The organism is Candidatus Thiodiazotropha sp. AKIB8 (genome assembly GCF_058244675.1).
Window position 1 is genome coordinate 57,274 of sequence record NZ_JBSYOO010000029.1, and the last position, 21,575, is coordinate 78,848.

General features: G+C 48.4%; 16 protein-coding genes. 12 read left to right on the forward strand and 4 right to left on the reverse strand.

Annotated features, from left to right (window positions below):
- Positions 1–92 precede the first annotated feature (92 nt).
- The 10 genes from gyrA (at position 93) to ihfB (ending at position 12,599) form a co-directional block, all read left to right on the forward strand.
- Positions 93–2,681, forward strand: coding sequence for a DNA gyrase subunit A (gyrA, locus tag AC4IFB_RS06810; RefSeq protein WP_490776998.1), 2,589 nt, complete (start codon positions 93–95; stop codon positions 2,679–2,681).
- A gap of 75 nt (positions 2,682–2,756) precedes the next feature.
- Entirely contained in the window at positions 2,757–3,839 is a 1,083-nt protein-coding gene (serC, locus tag AC4IFB_RS06815; protein ID WP_490776997.1) for a 3-phosphoserine/phosphohydroxythreonine transaminase, read from the forward strand.
- 98 nt (positions 3,840–3,937) lie between these two features.
- Positions 3,938–5,113, forward strand: a complete 1,176-nt coding sequence (locus AC4IFB_RS06820) for a 3-phosphoglycerate dehydrogenase family protein (protein ID WP_490776996.1) — start codon at positions 3,938–3,940, stop codon at positions 5,111–5,113.
- A 30-nt stretch (positions 5,114–5,143) separates the two neighbouring features.
- Positions 5,144–6,229 (forward strand): prephenate dehydratase, encoded by a 1,086-nt coding sequence (gene pheA / locus AC4IFB_RS06825; protein WP_490776995.1) that lies wholly within the window; start codon positions 5,144–5,146, stop codon positions 6,227–6,229.
- Between the two features lie 37 nt (positions 6,230–6,266).
- Positions 6,267–7,379, forward strand: coding sequence for a histidinol-phosphate transaminase (gene hisC, locus AC4IFB_RS06830; RefSeq protein WP_490776994.1), 1,113 nt, complete (start codon positions 6,267–6,269; stop codon positions 7,377–7,379).
- A complete protein-coding gene (locus AC4IFB_RS06835; RefSeq protein WP_490779752.1) occupies positions 7,376–8,251 on the forward strand; it encodes a prephenate dehydrogenase in 876 nt (291 codons plus the stop codon). The genes hisC and AC4IFB_RS06835 overlap by 4 nt, the downstream gene beginning before the upstream one ends.
- Positions 8,252–8,351: 100 nt before the next feature.
- Positions 8,352–9,686: a 3-phosphoshikimate 1-carboxyvinyltransferase gene (aroA, locus tag AC4IFB_RS06840; RefSeq protein ID WP_490776992.1), complete on the forward strand. Its 1,335-nt coding sequence runs from the start codon at positions 8,352–8,354 to the stop codon at positions 9,684–9,686.
- On the forward strand, positions 9,686–10,357 hold the full coding sequence (gene cmk, locus AC4IFB_RS06845; RefSeq protein WP_490779753.1) for a (d)CMP kinase: 672 nt from the start codon (positions 9,686–9,688) through the stop codon (positions 10,355–10,357). Before aroA ends, cmk begins: the two co-directional genes overlap by 1 nt.
- 140 nt (positions 10,358–10,497) lie before the next feature.
- Positions 10,498–12,174 carry a 30S ribosomal protein S1 gene (gene rpsA, locus AC4IFB_RS06850; protein ID WP_490776990.1) on the forward strand — a complete coding sequence of 559 codons (1,677 nt, stop codon included), beginning with the start codon at positions 10,498–10,500 and terminating at the stop codon, positions 12,172–12,174.
- 104 nt (positions 12,175–12,278) lie between these two features.
- Positions 12,279–12,599 carry an integration host factor subunit beta gene (ihfB, locus tag AC4IFB_RS06855; RefSeq protein WP_490776989.1) on the forward strand — a complete coding sequence of 107 codons (321 nt, stop codon included), beginning with the start codon at positions 12,279–12,281 and terminating at the stop codon, positions 12,597–12,599.
- Positions 12,600–12,763: 164 nt separating this feature from the next.
- On the opposite strand, the gene phoR is transcribed toward ihfB, so the two are convergent.
- Positions 12,764–14,116: a phosphate regulon sensor histidine kinase PhoR gene (gene phoR, locus AC4IFB_RS06860; protein WP_490779754.1), complete on the reverse strand. Its 1,353-nt coding sequence runs from the start codon at positions 14,114–14,116 to the stop codon at positions 12,764–12,766.
- Positions 14,113–14,820 (reverse strand): phosphate regulon transcriptional regulator PhoB, encoded by a 708-nt coding sequence (phoB, locus tag AC4IFB_RS06865; protein WP_490776987.1) that lies wholly within the window; start codon positions 14,818–14,820, stop codon positions 14,113–14,115. The genes phoR and phoB overlap by 4 nt, the downstream gene beginning before the upstream one ends.
- A gap of 529 nt (positions 14,821–15,349) precedes the next feature.
- Here phoB and AC4IFB_RS06870 point away from each other — a divergent pair.
- Together AC4IFB_RS06870 and AC4IFB_RS06875 are read left to right on the forward strand one after the other, a co-directional pair.
- Positions 15,350–16,621 (forward strand): hemolysin family protein, encoded by a 1,272-nt coding sequence (locus tag AC4IFB_RS06870; RefSeq protein WP_490776986.1) that lies wholly within the window; start codon positions 15,350–15,352, stop codon positions 16,619–16,621.
- A 164-nt stretch (positions 16,622–16,785) separates the two neighbouring features.
- Positions 16,786–17,874 (forward strand): mechanosensitive ion channel family protein, encoded by a 1,089-nt coding sequence (locus AC4IFB_RS06875; protein WP_490779755.1) that lies wholly within the window; start codon positions 16,786–16,788, stop codon positions 17,872–17,874.
- A gap of 49 nt (positions 17,875–17,923) precedes the next feature.
- Here the strand turns inward: AC4IFB_RS06875 and ppk1 are convergent, their stop codons facing one another.
- Together ppk1 and apgM are read right to left on the reverse strand one after the other, a co-directional pair.
- Entirely contained in the window at positions 17,924–20,137 is a 2,214-nt protein-coding gene (ppk1, locus tag AC4IFB_RS06880) for a polyphosphate kinase 1 (protein WP_490777041.1), read from the reverse strand.
- A gap of 162 nt (positions 20,138–20,299) precedes the next feature.
- Positions 20,300–21,574 (reverse strand): 2,3-bisphosphoglycerate-independent phosphoglycerate mutase, encoded by a 1,275-nt coding sequence (apgM, locus tag AC4IFB_RS06885; protein ID WP_490779756.1) that lies wholly within the window; start codon positions 21,572–21,574, stop codon positions 20,300–20,302.
- Position 21,575: the final 1 nt, after the last annotated feature.

Below are 21,575 nucleotides of genomic sequence, written 5' to 3' on the forward strand. Positions count from 1 at the left end.
TTTTTCTGACGCCCCACAGAGCCTCCAGGAGGGTCCAGTGATACGGATCCGTAACTGCCGGCTCGGGCGCTATAGGAAGCTAGCCATAACTCATGACAGAATTCGCTAAAGAAGTACTCCCCGTCAATCTCGAAGATGAGATGCAGCAGTCCTACCTCGCCTACGCCATGAGCGTCATCGTGGGAAGGGCGCTACCTGATGTCCGCGACGGACTCAAACCGGTTCATCGCCGCGTGCTCTATGCCATGAGCGTGCTGGGTAACGACTGGAACAAAGCCTACAAAAAGTCTGCCCGTATCGTCGGTGACGTTATCGGTAAGTATCACCCCCATGGTGATACAGCGGTCTACGACACCATTGTTCGCATGGCGCAACCTTTTTCCATGCGCTACATGCTCATCGACGGACAGGGTAACTTCGGTTCAGTGGATGGCGACTCGCCTGCTGCGATGCGTTACACCGAAGTTCGCATGGCTCGTATTGCTCACACCATGCTGGATGATCTCGACAAAGAGACAGTTGATTTCATCGCCAACTACGATGAAACGGAGCATGAACCCTCTGTATTGCCTGCCCGTGTACCCAACCTCCTGGTGAACGGCTCAGCCGGTATCGCAGTAGGCATGGCGACCAATGTACCGCCTCACAATCTGACGGAAGTTGTCAATGCCTGCGTGGCAGTGATTGATGATCCGGCCATCTCAATCGATCAGTTGATGAGCTACCTGCCAGGCCCCGATTTCCCCACCTATGGCCTGATCAATGGCGCCAACGGTATTCATGAGGCCTACCATACCGGCCGCGGACGTATCTACATGCGTGCCCGCTCTGAAATTGAAACCGATGAGAGCAATGGCAAGCAGACCATCATCGTTAATGAGTTGCCCTATCAGGTCAATAAGGCGCGACTGATCGAAAAGATCGCCGAGCTGGTGAAAGAGAAACGAATCGAAGGCATCACTGAGTTGCGAGATGAGTCCGATAAGGACGGTATGCGTATTGTCATCGAGCTGCGGCGCGGTGAAGTGGCCGAAGTGGTGCTTAATAACCTCTATCAACAGACCGCGATGCAGAGTGTCTTCGGCATCAACATGGTTGCTCTGGTCGATGGCCGTCCAAGATTGCTGAATCTGAAACAGTTGCTGGAGTTCTTCATACGACACCGCCGTGAAGTCGTGACCCGACGTACTCTGTATGAGCTACGCAAAGCCAGAGACAGGGCTCATGTGTTGGAAGGCCTGGCTGTCGCCCTGGCCAATATCGATGAAGTGATCCAGCTGATAAAACAGGCCGCCAGTCCTGCAGAAGCGAAAAAAGGGCTGTTGGAACGCTGCTGGCAGTCCGGTGCTGTGGAGGCGATGTTAGAGCGTACCGGTGCTTCAAGTACAAGACCCGAAGAGCTGACAGATGAATTTGGGCTGACCTCTGAGGGGTATCGACTCACCGAAGTACAGGCCCAGGCCATACTGGAATTGCGTCTGCATCGTCTGACTGGTCTTGAACAAGACAAGATTATTAAGGAATACGAAGATCTACTGGAAAAAATAGCTGATCTTCTCGATATTCTCGGCAGCCCTGATCGTTTGATGCAAGTGATACGGGATGAGTTGCTGGAGATACTTGAACAGTATGGTGATGAGCGTCGTACAGAGATCATCCAGACCCGTCTGGATCTTACTCTGGAAGATTTGATCACAGAGGAAGATGTGGTTGTTACCCTGTCCCACGCCGGTTATGCCAAAGCCCAACCGGTGAGTACCTATCAGGCTCAGCGTCGAGGTGGAAAAGGAAAGATAGCCACAGCTACCAAGGATGAGGATTTCGTCGATAAGCTATTTGTTGCCAGCACCCACGACACGATTCTCTGTTTCTCAAACATGGGTAAGGTCTATTGGCTCAAGGTCTACGAGCTGCCGCAGGCTGGAAGAAATGCCCGTGGCAAGCCTATTGTCAACCTGCTGCCTCTGGGTAGCGACGAGCAGATCAATGCAATCCTGCCAGTGCGTGAATATGACGATGATCGCTATGTCTTTATGGCCACCACTTCCGGTACCGTAAAGAAAACATCTCTTGAAGCTTTTTCCAGACCCAGAGCGAATGGCATCATTGCTTTGGAATTGCGCGATGGTGACAAGCTGGTGGGTGTCTCTGTCACAGACGGCAAGCAGGACATCATGTTGTTCAGCAGTAGTGGTAAAGCGGTACGTTTTTCTGAATCCAATGTACGCCCCATGGGTCGCACCGCTTGTGGTGTTCGTGGTATTCGTCTGGAGGATTCACATAGTCTTGTCTCACTGATCGTTGCTTCCGAAGGGGATGTGCTAACGGTCACAGAAAATGGATACGGTAAACGCACACCTATAATTGAGTATCCTATACATGGTCGCGGTGGTCAGGGCGTTATCTCAATCCAAACCTCAGACCGCAACGGTAATGTGGTCGGTGCGGTTCAGGTGACAGATGAGGATGAAGTGATGATGATCACTGATGGCGGTACCCTGGTGCGTAACCGGGTCGCTGAGATTTCTCAAATGGGCCGTAACACCCAAGGGGTGATCATGATAAGGCTCAGTAATGACGAGAAGCTGATCGGAATCGAACGTGTCGAGAGTCTCGATGATGATACAGAAGGCGATGACTCAGAGAGTGAATCCTCTGAATCGGATGACACTACTGAATAACCCACTATTTCATAACTAATTGGTCTGAACCGCATGGGGCAGGCCGTTTCTATAGACCAAAATTGAGAGGCTAAGATGTCACGAGTCTTTAACTTCAGCGCCGGTCCGGCGATGTTGCCGGAAGAGGTTCTACAACAGGCCAAAGAAGAGATGCTGGATTGGCATGGCGCTGGTATGTCGGTGATGGAGATGAGTCACCGAGGTAAGGAGTTTATGTCAATCGCTGAGCAGGCAGAAGCTGACCTGCGCAGCTTGATGAATATTCCAGATAACTACAAGGTGCTGTTTCTACAGGGCGGTGCTTCCAGTCAGTTTGCAATGATACCGATGAATCTGGCCAGTACTGATTCTAAAGTGGACTACATCAATACAGGCTCATGGTCAAAAAAGGCAATTGCTGAGGCTAAGCGATTTGCAGACGTGAATATTGCTGCGACTACTGAAGAGTCAAAGTTCACTAGCACACCAAGCCAGTCTGAACTTCAACTCAGTGGTAATGCGGCTTATCTACACTACACACCCAACGAGACCATTCAGGGTGTGGAGTTTCCCTATATTCCGGAGACTGATGGCGTCCCTCTGATAGCTGATTTCTCATCGACCATTCTCTCCCGGCCAATAGATGTTTCTCGATACGGAATTATCTATGCGGGCGCACAAAAAAATATTGGCCCTGCCGGACTGACGCTGGTGATTATCCGTGAAGACTTGATAGGAAAAGCCGCAGACACCACACCAGTGATGTTTCAATACGCCACTCACAGTGACAATGGCTCAATGTACAATACGCCGCCTACCTACGGATGGTACCTGGCAGGCCTGGTGTTTAAATGGCTACAGGGAAAAGGTGGGCTCGAGGCGATGGCTGAAATCAATCGTCGTAAGTCTGATGCACTCTATAGCGCAATCGATAACTCTGACTTCTATGCTAATCCGGTGAATCCTGAGAGTCGTTCATGGATGAATGTTCCCTTTACACTGGCTGATGCGGAGCTGGACAGCAAGTTTCTGGAAGGGGCGAGTGCAGAGGGGCTGAAGACCTTGAAAGGGCATCGCTCAGTTGGTGGTATGCGCGCCAGTATCTACAATGCTATGCCGGAAGCCGGGGTGCAGACCCTGATCGAGTTCATGGCTGAATTCGAGAGGGTAAACGGATAGTTCATCTGTTCTCTACATCAGCTGGCCAAATCTATCTGATATAGATTGCCGTTTTATAGAAATACGCCTTGTGGCGCAGAAGAAAACTGAGAGATAGCATGTATAAAATCTTGACCCTGAATAATATTTCCGTAGCTGGTTTGGATCGCCTGCCACGTGAGAGTTACGAAGTAGCATCGGAGGTTACCCATCCCGATGCAGTCTTACTGCGTTCCTACAAAATGCACGATATGGCGATACCTGAGACGGTACAGGCGATCGGGCGCGCAGGAGCCGGGGTCAACAACATTCCTGTTTCTGATATGACGGCAAAAGGCATTCCGGTGTTTAATGCACCGGGAGCTAATGCAAATGCGGTAAAGGAGTTGGTCCTGGCCGGTGCTCTACTGGCTGCCAGAAATCTGGGGCAGGCGTGGCGTTTCGCCAGCTCTATAGAAGGTGATGATCCTGGGATTACCAAGCAGGTTGAGGCGGGTAAAAAGGATTATGTCGGGTTTGAATTGCCTGGGCGTACCATGGGTGTCATCGGACTGGGTGCGATTGGTGTTAAAGTTGCCAATGCCTGTCGTGCGCTGGGTATGAACGTAATTGGTTATGACCCGACAATCACAGTACAAAGTGCCTGGAAACTGGCTTCAGAGGTTGAACAGGCGCTGAGTGTGGATGACCTGCTCTCAAAGTCTGATTTTGTCACATTTCATGTCCCACTCACCGATGCCACAGCTAATATGATTAATTCAGAACGCCTGAAATTAATGAAGTCTGGTTCGGTCCTGCTTAATTTTGCCAGGAATGGCATCATTGATGACGAGGCTGCAGTAGAGGCATTGGATAGTGGTCAGCTTTACGCTTATGTCTGTGATTTCCCCAGTAACCTGCTTAAAGCACATCCAAGAGTAATCACTCTACCTCACCTAGGCGCCTCTACTCAGGAAGCAGAGGATAATTGTGCCATCATGGTGGCAGAACAGGTCAAGGACTATCTTGAAAACGGAAATATCACCAACTCTGTTAACTTTCCCAGCATAAATCTGCCAAGAAACGGTGGATTTCGGATAGCAGTGGTGAATAATAATGTACCGAATATGGTTGGTCAGATCTCTACAGATTTAGCCAATGAAGGCTTGAATATCCTCGATATGCTGAATAAGTCCCGTGATGGTGTGGCAGTGACACTGCTTGATGTTGACCAGCAGCCCAGTGATAGACTTATAGAAACATTAGCATCCATCGAAGGTGTATTATCTGTTCGTTCTTTAAGTGGAGAAGCTTGATAGAGGACTTTTGTCCACCAGGATCAATGCATGAACGATGATGCCAAGCTAAAAAGCATACGCGAGCGGATTGATGAAATCGATTTTCAGCTGCAGCAGCTGATCAACGAACGTGCGAAGGCGGCACAGGAAGTAGCGCGTATAAAATTGAACGCTAATCCTCTGGCGGAGTTTTATCGACCAGAGCGAGAAGCCGAGGTATTGAGAGCCGTCAAGGATCGCAACCAGGGTCCACTCAATGGTGAAGAGGTTGCTCGCCTGTTTCGCGAAATCATGTCTGCTTGTCTTGCCTTGGAGCAGCCACTGAATGTGGCTTTTCTCGGACCTGATGGCACCTATACACAGGCTGCAGCTCTGAAGCAGTTTGGTCACTCAGTAAGAACCCACTCATTGAATTCGATCGGTGATATCTTTCGTGATGTGGAAGCGGGAGCTTGTCACTATGGTGTAGTGCCCGTGGAGAATTCGACTGAGGGGGTAATCAGCCATACCTTGGACAGCTTTCTCAATTCACCACTGCTGATTTGCGGTGAGGTTACCCTTCGTATCAATCATCAGCTATTGAGTATGGAGAATAACCTTGAACAGATTGATAAGGTCTATTCCCATGCACAATCCCTGGCCCAGTGCCGAGGATGGCTGGATCGACATCTGCCCAATGCCGAACGGTTTCCTCTCAGTAGCAATGCCGAGGCTGCAGGATTGGCATCCCAACAAGCTGGTGCGGCGGCTATTGCTGGTGAAGCTGCTGGAGAGATCTATCAATTAAATCAGTTGGCTACCAATATTGAAGATGAACCGGGAAACACCACACGTTTTCTGGTTATTGGAAAGCAGGATGTTGCTGCCAGCGGCAGGGATAAAACCACAGTCCTGTTCTCGATTCACAATAAGGCAGGTGGCTTGCATGAGATGCTGAGTCCATTTGCTGAACATGACATCAGTATGACCCGCATCGAATCGAGACCCTCGCGACGTGGGCGTTGGGATTATGTTTTTTTTATTGATGTCGAGGGGCATAAAGATGATGCCAATCTTTCAGCGGCATTGAAGAAAATAGAACAGGCAGCAACCCAGTTCAGGGTGCTGGGTTCGTATCCCAAAGCGGTTCTTTGAGTCCGTTGATTCCATAACCTTCGAATAACAGCCGATAATGACCAGTTCAGACTTCCCGTTTTTAGAACATGCTTCTCCCGGAGTCAGGGGGTTAACCCCCTATGTACCTGGTAAGCCGATTGCGGAGTTGGAACGGGAGTTGGGTATCAGCCACTCTATTAAGCTGGCATCGAATGAAAATCCTCTCGGCGTGAGCGGCAAGGTAATAGAGGCCATCAATGATGCGATGAGGGATCTTGCCCGTTATCCTGATGGCAGTGGATTTGAATTACGTCAGCGGTTGGCGGAAAAGCATCAGCTTGATCCATCTGCTATTACTCTGGGTAATGGATCCAATGATGTGCTGGATATGGTTGCCAGAGTTTTTCTGGCAGCAGGAAGTGAATCACTCTTTTCAGAATATGCCTTTGCAGTCTATCCGATCAGCAGTCAGGCAGCCGGGGCAAAACTGGTTGCTGCACCTGCCAAAAACTATGGGCATGATTTGGATGCCATGTTGCAGCGCTTAACAGCGAATACGCGAGTGGTTTGGATTGCCAATCCTAATAACCCCACAGGAACCTGGTTGAGTGAGAAGTTGCTCTACAGTTTCCTGAAGAAGGTACCAGAGAACACAATTGTTGTGTTGGATGAGGCCTATCTCGAATATGTTCAAGAGGCAGACTATCCTGACGCCTCACTTTGGCTTGATGAATTTCCAAACCTGGTTGTAACCAGAACCTTTTCCAAAGCTTATGGATTGGCATCGCTGAGAGTTGGTTATGCCATCTCCCACCCAGTGATTGCAGATCTGCTTAACCGTGTGCGCCAACCTTTCAATGTTAACAGCATGGCGCAAGTGGCGGCATTGGCAGCGTTGGAAGATCAGCTGTTTATTGAACAGAGTGTTGCCTTGAATAGTGCAGGTATGGCGCAACTGTGTGAGGGTTTCAACTCATTGGCGCTCCCCTATATTCCTTCCGTTGGTAATTTCATTACTCTGGATCTGCAGCAGAATGCTTCAAGCATTGATCAGTCATTGTTAAGACTGGGCTGTATCACCCGTCCTTTAAGCGGTTATGGCATGCCAAATCATTTAAGGATCTCCATTGGACTGGAGGAGGAGAATCAACGACTCCTCACAGCATTGAAAGAGGTACTTCAACGATGATCGAAAAGCTTGCAATAATTGGTGTTGGACTGATTGGTGGTTCGGTTGCTATGGCCCTTCGGGAAGAGGGCAGAGTGAAAGAGGTTGTCGGCTGCGGACGCGGCAGTGCAAATCTGCAGAAAGCAGAAGAGCTGGGTGTTATTGATCACTATACCCATGACATTGCTCAGGCGGTAAATGGTGCTGATATGGTGCTCCTCGCTATCCCTCTTGGTGCGATTCGATCTGCGCTGGAGGCTATGCGAGATCATCTATCTGATAATGTAGTGGTCACCGATGCTGGTAGTGTTAAAGGCAGTGTTGTTGCTGATGTTGAAGCGGTTTTCCAGGGTGTGCCAGACTTTTTTGTACCGGGACATCCAATTGCTGGTACTGAACGGAGCGGTGTTGAGGCTGCTTTTCCCGAGTTATACCGTAATCGCAGAGTGATATTGACACCTCTGAAAGAGACTAGGCCGGAAGCAGTTGCCCGGGTTGAACAGCTTTGGTGCGATTGCGGTGCTGATGTTTCAAAAATGAGTGTTGAGCATCACGATGAGGTGTTGGCGGCAACCAGTCATCTTCCCCATATGCTTGCCTATGCACTTGTGGATAGCCTCTCGCGGATGAAAGAGAATGATGAAATTTTCCGCTTTGCAGCTGGAGGGTTTCGTGATTTTACCCGTATTGCATCGAGCAATCCTGTAATGTGGCGGGATATCTGTATTGCCAACCAGAAGGCCTTGACGGAAATGTTGATCGGGTTTGCAAATGAGTTGCATGGCTTGGCGGGACTACTGGAAAAGGGCGATGAGAGTGGTCTATTGGCGCTATTTGAATCAGCCAAAAGTGCACGGGATCGATATGTGGATGGGGTTAAATCCTCAAAATGAATCAAAAAGTGATTTTTCTTCTCAACCTTTGGGTGAGTTCAACCTCACCACCCGAATTTGAAAAATCCATATTCAATTAGTGTTAACAGGCCCTAGGAATATGAGTAGCAAAACTTTGCAAGGCACAAAACGACAATATCGTGTTGAACCAGGCGGTAAACTCAAAGGAAGCCTTCGCGTTCCTGGTGATAAATCCATTTCCCACAGGTCGATCATGCTGGGTTCGCTGGCAGAGGGTCAAACCGTGGTCAACGGATTCCTCGAAGGTGAGGACAGCCTGGCAACCCTGAATGCCTTTCGCACTATGGGTGTAACAATCCAAGGCCCTGAAATGGGTCAGGTTACCATCGATGGTGTCGGAATGGATGGGCTTGTTGAACCTCAAGAGCCTCTGGATCTGGGTAATTCAGGTACATCCATGCGCCTACTCAGCGGTCTCTTGGCTGGCACTGGTCTGGCAGTAACATTGACAGGAGACAGTTCACTCTCCGGACGACCGATGGGACGTGTAATCAACCCATTGAGTCAGATGGGGGCGAAAATTGATGCAGCTGAGGGGGGGACAGCTCCGTTGACTCTAGCTGGAAACCAAAAGCTCAAAGGGATTGATTACCAACTACCTATGGCGAGTGCTCAGGTCAAATCTGCTCTTCTTCTGGCTGGTCTCTATGCTGAGGGTGAAACTTGTGTGACTGAGCCAGCTCCGACTCGTGATCATACTGAGCGAATGCTGCAGGGATTTGGTTATTCAGTCTACCGTCATGGCGAAAAAATCTGCCTGCAAGGTGGAGGCTCTCTGAAAGGGTGTGAAATCGATGTCCCTGGGGATATCTCTTCAGCTACTTTCTTTATGGTTGGTGCATCCATTGCAGAGGGATCCGATGTGCTACTGGAACATGTAGGCATCAATCCAACTCGGGACGGCGTGATATCGATTCTGCGCCTGATGGGAGCAGATATCGAACTGATGAATCAAAGGGAGATCGGTGGCGAACCGGTTGCCGATATCCGCGTACGTGCAAGTCGCTTGAAAGGTATTGATATTCCCGAATCATTGGTGCCTCTGGCAATCGATGAGTTTCCAGCGATATTTATTGCAGCCGCCTATGCAGAAGGTGAAACCCGTCTGCGGGGAGCGGAAGAGTTAAGGGTAAAAGAGAGTGATCGCATCCAAGTCATGGCTGACGGCCTGATTTCCCTGGGAATTCAAGCACAACCAACAGAGGATGGAATTACCATCCAAGGTGGCAAAATAACTTCCGGCCGTGTGGTGAGTCATGGAGATCACCGAATAGCCATGTCATTTGCAATGGCAGGCCTGGGTGCCTCAGGTATTATCGAAATCTCTGATGTGGCGAATGTGAACACCTCTTTTCCTGGGTTTGTAGCCTTGGCTAACCAAACAGGCTTAACCATTACCGAGAGTGCCGAGTAATGGCCGTTCCGGTAATCACAATTGACGGTCCCTCCGGCTCTGGCAAGGGCACCCTGGCACAAAAGGTTGCAAATGCCCTGGGTTTGAGGCTGCTGGATAGCGGGGCAATCTATAGAGTGTTGGGGTTGGCGGTCGAACGTGCTGCTATTGGCGTTGAAAATGTCGCTAAAGTAGTGGAAATTGCTCACAGTCTTGAGCTTTCATTCGAAAAGGGCAAGGTCTGGCTTGGTCATGAGGACGTTTCGGACGCTATTCGCACAGAGACCGCTGGAAATGCAGCTTCGAAAGTGGCAGCTATCCCGGAGGTGAGGCAGGCTTTGCTGGATTGGCAGCGAAATTATGCCAAATCTCCTGGTTTAGTAGCTGACGGGCGGGATATGGGTACCGTGGTTTTTCCTCATGCTGAAGTAAAGATATTTCTTACTGCAAGTGTGGAGGAGCGCGCGTTAAGGCGTTATAAACAGTTGAAAGAAAAGGGATTGGGTGTTAATCTCGCCGATCTTACTGAAGAGATCAAAGAGCGTGACGAACGTGATAGTGGACGGGCTGTGGCTCCGCTCAAGGCGGCGGCGGCAGCCTTGCAGATGGACTCGACTGAGTTAACAGCCGATCAGGTTTTTCACGAGGTCATGCAGCAGGTCAATAATGTCCTGCCTGATCTGACTACTTAGCACTCTTTATTAATGGAGTGTATCAGTAAGAACTGGTGGCCGGGATGTTCCCGGCTTTGTTTTAACTCTAACATCTAGTGGATCAAATTCGTTAATTCGCTCCACTTGTGCAACAGACATGTTGCAGGAAATCCAATCCCATGACCGAAAGTTTTGCAGAATTATTTGAGGAGAGTCTCTCCAGTACTCAACTTCGCAGTGGCTCCATTATCACTGGCACCGTTCTGGATATCACATCCGAAGCTGTTATCGTTAATGCTGGCCTGAAGTCCGAAGGCGTTATTCCCCGTTCCCAGTTTCTTAATCACTCTGGTGAGATTGAAGTAGAGATTGGCGACGAGGTCGAAGTCGCTCTCGATGCAGTTGAAGATGGTTTCGGCGCCACCAGACTCTCCCGTGAAAAAGCCAAGCGCGACCAAGCTTGGAAAGTGCTTGAGAAAGCCCACGAAGCCGAAGAGACCGTCATTGGTCGCATCAATGGCAAGGTTAAAGGCGGATTCACTGTTGAACTCAATGATATCCGTGCATTTTTACCTGGTTCTCTGGTGGATGTGCGTCCAGTACGCGACACCGCTTATCTTGAAGGTAAAGACCTCGAATTCAAGGTGATCAAACTCGATCGCCGTCGCAATAATGTCGTAGTTTCCCGACGTGCTGTGGTTGAGCAAGAGTATAGTGAAGAGCGCGAAAAGCTGCTTGAAAACCTACAGGAAGGTCAGGAAATCACTGGTGTGGTCAAGAATCTGACCGACTATGGTGCTTTCGTTGATCTTGGTGGTATCGATGGTCTGTTGCACATCACCGATATGGCTTGGAAGCGCGTTAAGCATCCTTCTGAAGTTGTTGAAATTGGTGATGAGATCAATGTCAAAATTTTGAAATTCGATCGTGATCGCAATCGTGTTTCTCTTGGTCTCAAACAAATGGGTGATGATCCTTGGGTAGCCTTGGCTCGCCGTTATCCAGAAAGCTCCCGTATGTTCGGCAAGGTTACAAACATTGCAGACTACGGTTGTTTTGTTGAGATTGAAGAGGGTGTTGAAGGCCTGGTTCATGTCTCTGAGATGGATTGGACCAACAAGAATGTCCACCCCTCAAAAATCGTCTCTCTGGGTGATGAAGTTGAGGTTATGGTGCTGGATATTGATGAAGAGCGCCGTCGAGTTTCTCTTGGTATCAAGCAGTGCAAGCCCAACCCATGGGATGAGTTTGCAGCAATACACAAGAAAAGTGATCACGTCAGTGGCAGCATCAAGTCAATCACTGACTTTGGTATTTTCATTGGTCTTGACGGTGGTATCGATGGTTTGATTCATCTTTCTGACATCTCTTGGGATGACGAGGGTGAGGATGCTATTCGTAACTTCAAGAAAGGCGATGAAGTTGAAACTGTTGTACTTTCTGTAGATCCGGAACGTGAACGTATCTCCTTGGGTATCAAGCAACTTGCTCAGGATCCTTTCTCACTCTTCGTAGCAGCCAATGAAAAGGGCAGTTTCGTTAGAGGTACAGTGACTGAGGTAGATGCAAAGGGTGCAGTTATCACTCTAGCTGATGGCGTAGAGGGATACTTGCGGGCTTCAGAACTCTCTAGGGACCGGGTAGAAGATGCCCGTGCCATGATTAAGGATGGTCAAGAGATTGAAGCGAAGTTCATCGGAGTCGATCGTAAAAATCGTACCATTTCGCTCTCTATCAAAGCAAAGGATGCTGATGAAGAGGCCGCAGCAATCAAGGGCTATGCTCGTGATGCTGCAACCAGTGCCCCGACATTGGGTGACTTGCTGAAGGAGCAGATGGATAATCAGGGCGACTGATAGATCCTGGAGTCTGCAACTTAGAGACTCCGAAACCGGGAATAAGGGGTTGCACAATTAAGGTGCAACCCCTTAATAAACGGCGAATTGGAGAACTTACAAGAATGACAAAATCCGAATTGATAGAAATAATTGCCAAGGAGCAGAGCCATCTTGCTTATAGGGATGTTGAGTTGGCTGTGAAGTGCATGATTGAACACATGAGTCAGTCTCTTGCATCTGGTGAACGGATTGAGATTCGTGGTTTCGGCAGTTTTTCGCTGCATTTCAGACCACCTAGAATGGGGCGTAATCCCAAGACCGGAAAAACTGTTGCACTTTCGGGCAAGTACGTACCACATTTCAAACCTGGCAAAGAGTTGCGGGACAGAGTAAATATCAACTATACCTATTCATTGGAAAATGCAGAGGAAGAGTCGGCGTAAGTTCGTCTACCCCTCACTGTTTCAGTGAATATTCAGGCCTTATAGCTCTCTATATAGGCCTTGATGGTGTTGCTTGTGGGTGCTGCCCCTGGTTATCTAGGTTCACTCACATGCACCGCTACTTATCCCATTTACCACATACATCCTGATGTATCGGCGTCTGTTCAGATTGTCGACTCAAGGTTTTTAGACGGACTCTGTTCAGAGACTTTCATTTCCCCCTTATTGAGGATTACCTCTTCTGGAAACAGGCAGATGAATTGACTGCCAACTTCAAGTTGACTGACAATCAGTAACTCTCCGTCGTGCCTGCCAATAATATGCTTGACGATCGCCAAACCTAAACCGGTTCCACCTGATTGGCGTGAGCGCGCCTTATCAGCCCGATAGAATCTTTCAGTCAACCTGGGAATATCTCTTTGCTCTATTCCTGGGCCGCTGTCTACGACTGCAAAACGAGCACTTTTACCATCTCTATTCCAACTGATATCAATCTTTGTCCCGGGCGGCGTGTGAACGATCGCATTAAATATCAGATTGGAGAAGGCGCTGGTTAACTCACTCTCTTCACCCAATAAAAATAGATCTTCATCTACCTGCAGGTTAATTGTGTATCCACCTTTCTGATCTGCCAGTATTCGTGCATGATCAACGATTCTATTCAGCAGTTCCGGCACGGCGATTGGCTTATCCGCCGATGGGGCACTACCCATTTCCAGTCGGGATAGAGCCAGAAGATCATTAATGATGCTATTCATCCTTTCTGCCTGCTGGTTCATCAAAGCGAATGGTCGTTCTTGGATCGGCAGCATCTCATTGTCAGAAAGATTTTCTAAAAATCCAGTAATGACAGTCAGTGGGGTTCGTAATTCGTGAGAGACGTTTGAGACAAAGTCCCGACGTGTCTGATTCAAGGTGTAGACATCAGTAATGTTTCGTATGACAACCAAACGTTGCGCCTTTTTTCCACCAAATCGATTGACGCGAAGTGAAACGATAACTGCTTTATTCGCGGGAGATGGAAATTCCAATGGATTGGAGTAGTCAGGATTCTTTAAATACTCAGCCAGGGGCTGTTGCTTGATTCTGTCTACCAGAGAGATATTTTCGTCGCGTGGCCAACTGATATTGACGAGACTGTTGGCTGCTGGATTGGCCCATTCGATTTTTCCTGATTTATTGAGCAATATCAGTCCATCAGGGATTGAATTTGTGACTTTTCTAAAACGGGAAGCAAAACGATTGAGTGTACGTTTGCGTTTGCGGCTTCTTGATTTGTGTCTTGACAACTCTTTGTAAATCAGTCCCCAGATATCAACAGGATAGGGGGGAGGGATCGGTTTAGCGTAGTTGATCAAATAAGCTAATTTGACCAGGTAGTAGCCATGTTTACCCAGGTAGGCAGTAATGCCCAGTAGTAACGATAAGGTTAGAGAATCAGATAGATAACCAAATGGTAAAAATACCAGTAGCGCGCCTGTTAGCTGACTGAGTTCAATATTGAAGTAGTGTCTCACTCTATTTCTGGCTCTTGGCTAAATGATTGGGGCGTAAATCGATAACCAACGCCGCGCACAGTCTGGATAAGTCGATCGTGTCTGGATGGGGTTAACAGCTTTCTAAGGCGACGAATATGCACATCCACAGTGCGCTCATCAACATACACATCATTACCCCAGACATGGTCAAGGATTTGTGGTCGACTATACGCGCGATCTGGGTGAGACATGAAAAAATGGAGTAGACGATATTCAGCTGGAGAGAGGTGGAGTGGGGCGTCATTGACAAGAACCAGATGTTTTGCGGGGTGGAGGTGTAATCCATGGTACTCGATTGCATGTTGATCGTCCTTGCTTCCAGCTCTTCGTAGCACAGCGTTGATTCGCGCTATCATCTCTCTGGTGGAAAATGGTTTGGTAATATAGTCATCAGCACCACCGTCGAGTCCTTTGACTTTGTCAGATTCATCTGTTTTTGCGGTCAATAGAATGATTGGTGTTGATGAGGGGGATTTTTGTTTAAGTTCTCGAGTAAGATCCAGGCCTGATCGACCCGGTAACATCCAATCCATCAGGATCAGGTCGTAGCTATTGTGTGCCAGTAATTTTCGAGCATCCTGGGCGTTATCCGTTTCGCACACAGTAAATCCCTTTGGCTCCAATACAAAGCGGATCATCTCTCTGATTTCCGGTTCATCTTCTACGATTAATATTTTAGGCATTTGGCTCTATTGGGATCCAGGTGATCAGTGTCTGTCTATACAGATCCATTCCAGGAATTGTAGAGCACACTATTTGAATATCGCTTAATCGTGTCTTCCTACCGAAAAAGATGAAGTTGCAACACTATAGTTTTCTGTTGTTCGATGCTTTGAATTTCAATCGCCTGGTCAATGGCTGGTTGTATATGGAAATTGGCATTTTAGATTTTTTGGCCATCATATGTAAGCGTATTCTAAATCATATATGCCAACTTGCTCAGTTGTTATTGGGGCTCCTGTTCGGCCAGTTTGACTGGCAGAGATTGGCCAATAAAAGAGTTGGATTTTCACTTGGTCTTTTCATATATTTAACTTTAAGAAATTTTATTAACAAATTGATAGTTAATAAGAAAATATAATTATAGGTCTCTTTCAGTTATTCCGCTAAGCAGGCAGTCTTAAAAAAGTGCTGGGATGACTTGTGATTCCACGCCTCAACAGAGATAATCCACTACTAGGCCGTGTCTGGCGTATTTTTTAAAGAAACTTAGTGGAAAGTTACCTTATTTTGGTTGTATTGCTCGTGCTGTCGGGCGTTTTCTCCGGTTCAGAAACAGCGTTAGTGTCCCTATCGATGGCTCGTGCCGAGTCATTGTACAAGGAGGGTAGAAGAGGTGCTCATGCCCTCTACATTCTGAAGAAAGATCCCAGCCGCATGCTGATCACGATTTTGATCGGTAATAATGTAGTCAATATAGCCGCTTCTGCGATAGCGACAGTGATCGCAACTGACTATTTCGGGGAGACTGGCCCAGGTATTGCCGTCGGTGTACTGACGATTGTAATTCTTATCTTTGGAGAGATTACACCAAAGAGCCTGGCGACACGTTTTTCTGAACGCATATCCCTTGCGATCGCTCCCCTCATCTACGGATTTATGCGAACAATCTATCCGCTGGTATGGTTGTTTCTGCAATTTACCAACTGGGTACAATCTTCGACTAATGCGATGGATGATCCTCTGATCACGGAATCTGAAGTGATAACCCTTATTGAGCACGGTGAAGAAGAGGGTGTCATTGATACTGGTGAACGAGAGATGATTGAGCGTATCTTCAATTTCAATGATCTCAAGGCTGAAGATGTCATGACACCCAGAAGACAGGTGTTTCGTCTGGATGGCCGGCGTACACTCAGAGACACGCTTCCGGATATTTTGAATCAAAGCTACTCCCGTATACCGGTTTTCCGAGACGATCCTGATGAGATTGTCAATGTTATCATTTTAAGAGACATGATTGGGTACATCGTCAAGGATGAGTTGGATGTTGAACTCTCAACACTGGGTCAAGAGCCTCTATTCACTTCATCAATAACGCCAATTGATGAACTGATTCGAACACTTAAAAACAAAAGCACTCATTTGGCCGTGGTTGTTGATGAACATGGGGCGATGGTAGGTGTCATCTCACTGGAAGATATGCTTGAAGAGCTGGTGGGAGAAATCTACGACGAAAGTGACGAGAAACCCGATGACATCATGGTGCTTAATAAGGATAAGATCCTCGTCAAAGGCACTGCTGAATTGCGTGTAGTGGAAGAGTTTTTCTCAATAGATATTCCTGGTAAGCCCACCGATACCATCAATCGCTGGCTACTGGAGCATACCGAGCGTATTCCAGCCAAGGATGAAAAATTCGAGTTGGATGGTTTAATGGTGCGTGTTGAAGATGCCTCCACACGTCGTATTCATCAGGTCATATTATGCAGAACCGGTAGTGACCAATCTGACCAGGCCCAGAATCTACTGACGGAATCCTGATTTCAGGATTGTGGTGTTTTTACGCTCGGGTCGACAGGTTGAAGCACCACACAAGAGGGCTCAGATACCCACTCTTGCGTCTTGCCAGACGGGGAGGGTGTGCTTATTCTCTTTGAACTTACACTGACCACTGATCAAACCGACAAACAGCAAGGATCCACGGCATGAACGATGTCGTAAAGAGCTTTCTTGAGGAGACACTGAACCTCAGCCTTTCAGGCGGGCCATTGGAGATGTGGTTGATCGCCATTGCAGTGGTGGTCGCGACATTTTTACTGTTGAAGTTGCTTATCAGCATACTGGGACGCAAGCTTTCGCACGTTGCGGAGAAGACCAGCACCCATATCGATGATGTTATCACGCAGATAATCAAAAAGACCAAGTGGTGGTTGTTGGGGATTCTCTCCCTCTTTCTCGGCTCCCTCTTTGTGGAACTGCCTGCACGGGTCACTGATATCCTGGGTAAGATGCTGGTTATCGCCTTGTTTCTACAGCTGGGGATCTGGGTCAGTACTGCCCTCAAATTAAGTTTTCAGGTCTATCGCCAAAGGCAACTGGAGAAGAATCCAGCCAGTGTCACTGCCCTGAATGCCATCAACATGTTTGCCACCGGTCTTCTCTGGCTGGCAGTTTTTCTGCTTGCTATCGATAACCTCGGCTATGATGTCACGGCCCTGATCGCAGGTCTTGGGGTCGGTGGTGTTGCAGTGGCGTTGGCAGTGCAGTCGATTTTGGGCGACCTCTTCGCTTCTCTTTCCATTCTGATCGACAAACCATTCGTAGTTGGCGATTTCCTGATCGTCGACGACTATATGGGCAGTGTTGAACATGTGGGGTTGAAGACCACCCGTGTACGTAGTCTGTCGGGCGAGCAACTGGTCTTTTCAAATTCGGATTTACTGAAGAGCAGGTTGCGCAACTATGGCCGGATGTATGAGCGGCGTGTTGCCTTCAATATTGGTGTGACCTACGACACTGGCCGAGAACAACTGAAGAAGATTCCAGGCATCATGCGTGAAGCGATCGAGCGTCAGGATAAGACACGCTTCGATCGCGCCCATTTCTTCAAGTATGGCGACTACTCGTTGGTATTCGAGATTGTCTACTATGTGCTCGGTCCTGACTATAACCTCTATATGGACATACAGCAGGAGATTAACCTGGAGATAAACGAAGCCTTCGAGCGCGAGGGTATTGAGTTCGCCTTTCCTACTCAGACTCTGCTCCTACAGCAGCAAGCCTCGACTGCCTGATGTCATATCGATCTATCATTTCTTTAAAAACTGATTCTTCTCCCGATGATCAGGCATTGTTGCCATTTTGAGAATGACTTTTCACACGATGCTTGAAATGGGTCATCAGCTTTTCACGCATACGTTTTTCACGATGTTTCTTTGCCGCTTCCAAGCGTCGCTCTGCAACACCAATCAAGGTCTCCTGGCAATTTAGAGATTTATCGTCCTCTGCAGGAGTCCGGCGAATATAACTGCCATCTGATTGCATATCCCAGGCATTCTGTTTGTCACTCAGCTGGACATCGAGAATCAAACGCAGTTCTTGACGGAGTGCTGGGGCCTCAACGGGAACCAGAACCTCCACCCGTTGCATCAGGTTGCGTTGCATGAGATCGGCTGAGCCAATGAAGTACTCTTCCTCTCCTCCGTTATGGAAGTATGTGATTCGGGCGTGTTCCAGGAAGCGTCCCACGATACTGACTACACTACCGCTCTCACTGAGTCCTTTGATACCAGGACGGAAGCGGCAGGTGTCGCGTACGATCAACTCGACTTTCACTCCAGCTTGAGTTGCCTGGTAGAGTGCTCTGACGATGTCATGATCCTCCAAGGCATTCATTTTCAATTGAATGTGTCCCGTTGAAGATTCCTGGTGAATCTTGATCTCACGCTCAATTTTGTTCAGCAGTGACTGTTTCAGGCTATAGGGGGCAGCGAGAATCTTTCGGTAGCTGGGAGGCGGAGAGTAGCCTGTCAGGTAGTTGAATTGTTCTGTGAGGTCCATACCAATCTCTTCGTCACAGCCCAATAAGCCCAGGTCAGTATAGAGACGGGCAGTTCCTGCATGATAGTTACCTGTACCAATATGGTAGTAGCGCCGCAATTGTGAATAGTCTTTGCGAATCACCATGGTCAACTTGCTGTGAGTCTTAAGCCCGAGAACACCATAGGTAACATGGATGCCTGCCTGCTCCAGGCGTCTGGCCCAACGTATATTTGCAGCTTCATCGAAGCGTGCCTTCAACTCGACCAGTACAGCGACTTGTTTGCCGTTACGGGCAGCCTTGGTTAACGAATCGAGTACATTACCGTCCGCAGATGTACGATAGAGGGTCATTTTGATCGCCAGTACTTTGGGGTCTTCTGCAGCAGTGCGTAAAAAACGCTCGACCGTGGTACTGAATGATTCATAGGGGTGTTGTAACAGTAATCCCTGGTGATCACGGAGGATGTGGAAAATATTCCGTCTGTCATGGGCCAATTGAGGATGGTCCACCGGGTGATGTGGCGCATCGTGTAAATCGGGCAGATTCAGCTTGGCCAGCTCGAATAGGTCACAAAGGGCCATCATGCCCTTGATGATATAGACATCCTGCTCTTCATTGAGTCCAAGCTCAGCAGCTAACATGCCACGATGCACCGGGCTCATGCCATCTGATATTTCCAGGCGTACAATTGGAGCAAAATGACGTTCGCGTAACTCAGTTTCAATGGTTTCAAGCAGGTCGTTGGCCGCTTCCTGATCGAGCTCAACATTAGCGTTTCGGGTAACCCTGAACAGATCACAGGATTGAATCTCCATGCCTGGGAAGAGCATATCCAGGTTGTTGGCAATCAAATCATCCAGTGTGACATAAGTGAAACCTTCTCCGACCTGGATTAAACGTGACGAGACATCCTTGCTTACAGGGACCTTGACCCTGGCCATGTGCAGATCATGTCCACCTGGGAATCGCAATGTCACCAGAAGGTTGAGTGTCAGGTTTGAAATGAAGGGAAATGGATGGCTGGGATCCATAGCAAGAGGGGTGAGCATGGGAAATATATTTTGTTGGAAATGTTCCCGCAGGCTCTCCTGCTGACTGGCGTCCAGGGCTTTATACTCTGCAATTGTTATCTCCGATAGGGATAGCGCTTCGAGTAGCTCCCTGTAGATGTCCTGCTGAGTCTGCTGCATTTCCCGGGTCACTTCGTGGCATGCCTCGAGCTGTTGTATCGGAGTTCGGCCATCGATACTCGGGAGACTGATGCCTGCAGCCACCTGTTGCTTCAAACCACCAATGCGTTTCATGAAAAACTCATCGAGGTTATTACTTACAATTGCCAGGAACTTTACCCGCTCAAGAGTAGGGTTATTCTCTCTCAATGCCTCAGACAAAACCCGGCTGTTGAAAGCAAGCCAGGTAAGTTCCCGGTTCAGGTATAGGCTGGGATCTTCCAAATCGAATTCGGTTTGCTCACTGTCCATCTTATCGGCATCTACTTCCTGCTGGACTGTCATCGGCTCTGGATTGTTCATGGTTCGCTGTGTGTAGTGGTGTAGGTGGATAGGTTATGAGCAGCTGGTTGTTTCAACAATCACCATTCAGTTGCTCAAGATTTTATCAGCTGCCCTGTAAGTATATGCCTTGATTCAGCAATAGTGGAATATCTTATGTAGCTGTCAAAAAATATATGTACTGTCTTTCGGCCTGAAATTTTCCAGTTGATTCATCTGGTCGAGAAATGTCAGAAGAAATCCGAAACTGTTAATTCTGCCAAGGCCGCCTCTTGTGCACTCGGTTTCGCTAAATTCCTTGCAGGCATCTCTCCTGCCCCAGGGGTTGTAGATCAGGCTGGGAACAGGATCTCCAGTGTGTCGGCCGGTGTTACTATCGGTGCTATGGTCTGCAGTGATGCCGATTACCAATTCATCATTGATCAACGGTGTAATTGCATCATCGATTTTTAACAGTATCTCCCGTTTACCATTTGCATCCGTGTCATGCGAGACGATATCAGTTGCCTTGATATGAAGATAGACAAGGTCATGTTTCTCCAATGCTTTCAAAACTGTAGCTACTTTGGCATTGAGATCGGTATCGGCAGTGCCTGTGAAACGACGATCCTCATACAATTTGTAACCCAGTAACTTACCTAATCCGAGTACAGTTCTTTCACCCGAAATGATTGCTGCTTGTAGCTTTAAGTATTTTATCAGGGATTTGATTTTTGGAAGCTTGCCTGGGCTGCGACAGATGAGGCCATTTGCTGGCGGCAGGCCACTATTTACGCGGCTCTGATTGATCGGATGAGGTTCCAGTTTCTCATGCACGATATCTATCAGCCGATTCATGGCACGGGCAGTCCTTTCTGCGCCAGGGTCGGCAGGGGCGTTGGCCTGGCAGGAGAGTAATCCCTTGGTATGATAGTGGTTTCCTGGATCTGTATTACTCACATTATGAGAAAGCCCTTCTCCTCTCAGTTGCAGAACAGCCCTATGTTGAGTCGCGGGATGGAGTGTGGCTGTGATGCCCTCACCGAGATCCAGTTGCCCCAATGCTGAGGCCAGGGCTTCGGTGCCCTGATTGATACGCCCGGCACGTCGATCGAGAATATGAAATTGCTCACCAGCTTTTTTCAGTGTTGCAAAGTTACATCGGAAGTAGAGTGCCTGATCGCTCTTGTCTAATCCGATACCAGACGCTTCCACAGGACCTCTGGCCAATTGAACCGTCTGCTCCTGGGATAGGCCAAACAAAGGACAGAAACCGGTGTGGGTTCCTACCGGCATACCTGGAAAGAGGGGGTCGATCAAGCCACACTGACCAGCACTGGCTAGACTATCCATGTTTGCTGTCTGCGCTACCTCTAGGGGGGTTTTTCCTCCAAATGAGGGGATACCCCTGTCTCCCAGGCCATCGAGGACAATCATCAGGCCTTTGCGGGTCGCTATCAAG

Excerpts from the sequence above, each read along its gene's own strand:
- gyrA (WP_490776998.1), top strand. The coding sequence starts at position 93 with ATGACAGAATTCGCTAAAGAAGTACTCCCCGTCAATCTCGAAGATGAG.
- serC (WP_490776997.1), top strand. The coding sequence starts at position 2,757 with ATGTCACGAGTCTTTAACTTCAGCGCCGGTCCGGCGATGTTGCCGGAA.
- AC4IFB_RS06820 (WP_490776996.1), top strand. The coding sequence starts at position 3,938 with ATGTATAAAATCTTGACCCTGAATAATATTTCCGTAGCTGGTTTGGAT.
- pheA (WP_490776995.1), top strand. The coding sequence starts at position 5,144 with ATGAACGATGATGCCAAGCTAAAAAGCATACGCGAGCGGATTGATGAA.
- hisC (WP_490776994.1), top strand. The coding sequence starts at position 6,267 with ATGACCAGTTCAGACTTCCCGTTTTTAGAACATGCTTCTCCCGGAGTC.
- AC4IFB_RS06835 (WP_490779752.1), top strand. The coding sequence starts at position 7,376 with ATGATCGAAAAGCTTGCAATAATTGGTGTTGGACTGATTGGTGGTTCG.
- aroA (WP_490776992.1), top strand. The coding sequence starts at position 8,352 with ATGAGTAGCAAAACTTTGCAAGGCACAAAACGACAATATCGTGTTGAA.
- cmk (WP_490779753.1), top strand. The coding sequence starts at position 9,686 with ATGGCCGTTCCGGTAATCACAATTGACGGTCCCTCCGGCTCTGGCAAG.
- rpsA (WP_490776990.1), top strand. The coding sequence starts at position 10,498 with ATGACCGAAAGTTTTGCAGAATTATTTGAGGAGAGTCTCTCCAGTACT.
- ihfB (WP_490776989.1), top strand. The coding sequence starts at position 12,279 with ATGACAAAATCCGAATTGATAGAAATAATTGCCAAGGAGCAGAGCCAT.
- phoB (WP_490776987.1), bottom strand. The coding sequence starts at position 14,820 with ATGCCTAAAATATTAATCGTAGAAGATGAACCGGAAATCAGAGAGATG.
- AC4IFB_RS06875 (WP_490779755.1), top strand. The coding sequence starts at position 16,786 with ATGAACGATGTCGTAAAGAGCTTTCTTGAGGAGACACTGAACCTCAGC.
- ppk1 (WP_490777041.1), bottom strand. The coding sequence starts at position 20,137 with ATGACAGTCCAGCAGGAAGTAGATGCCGATAAGATGGACAGTGAGCAA.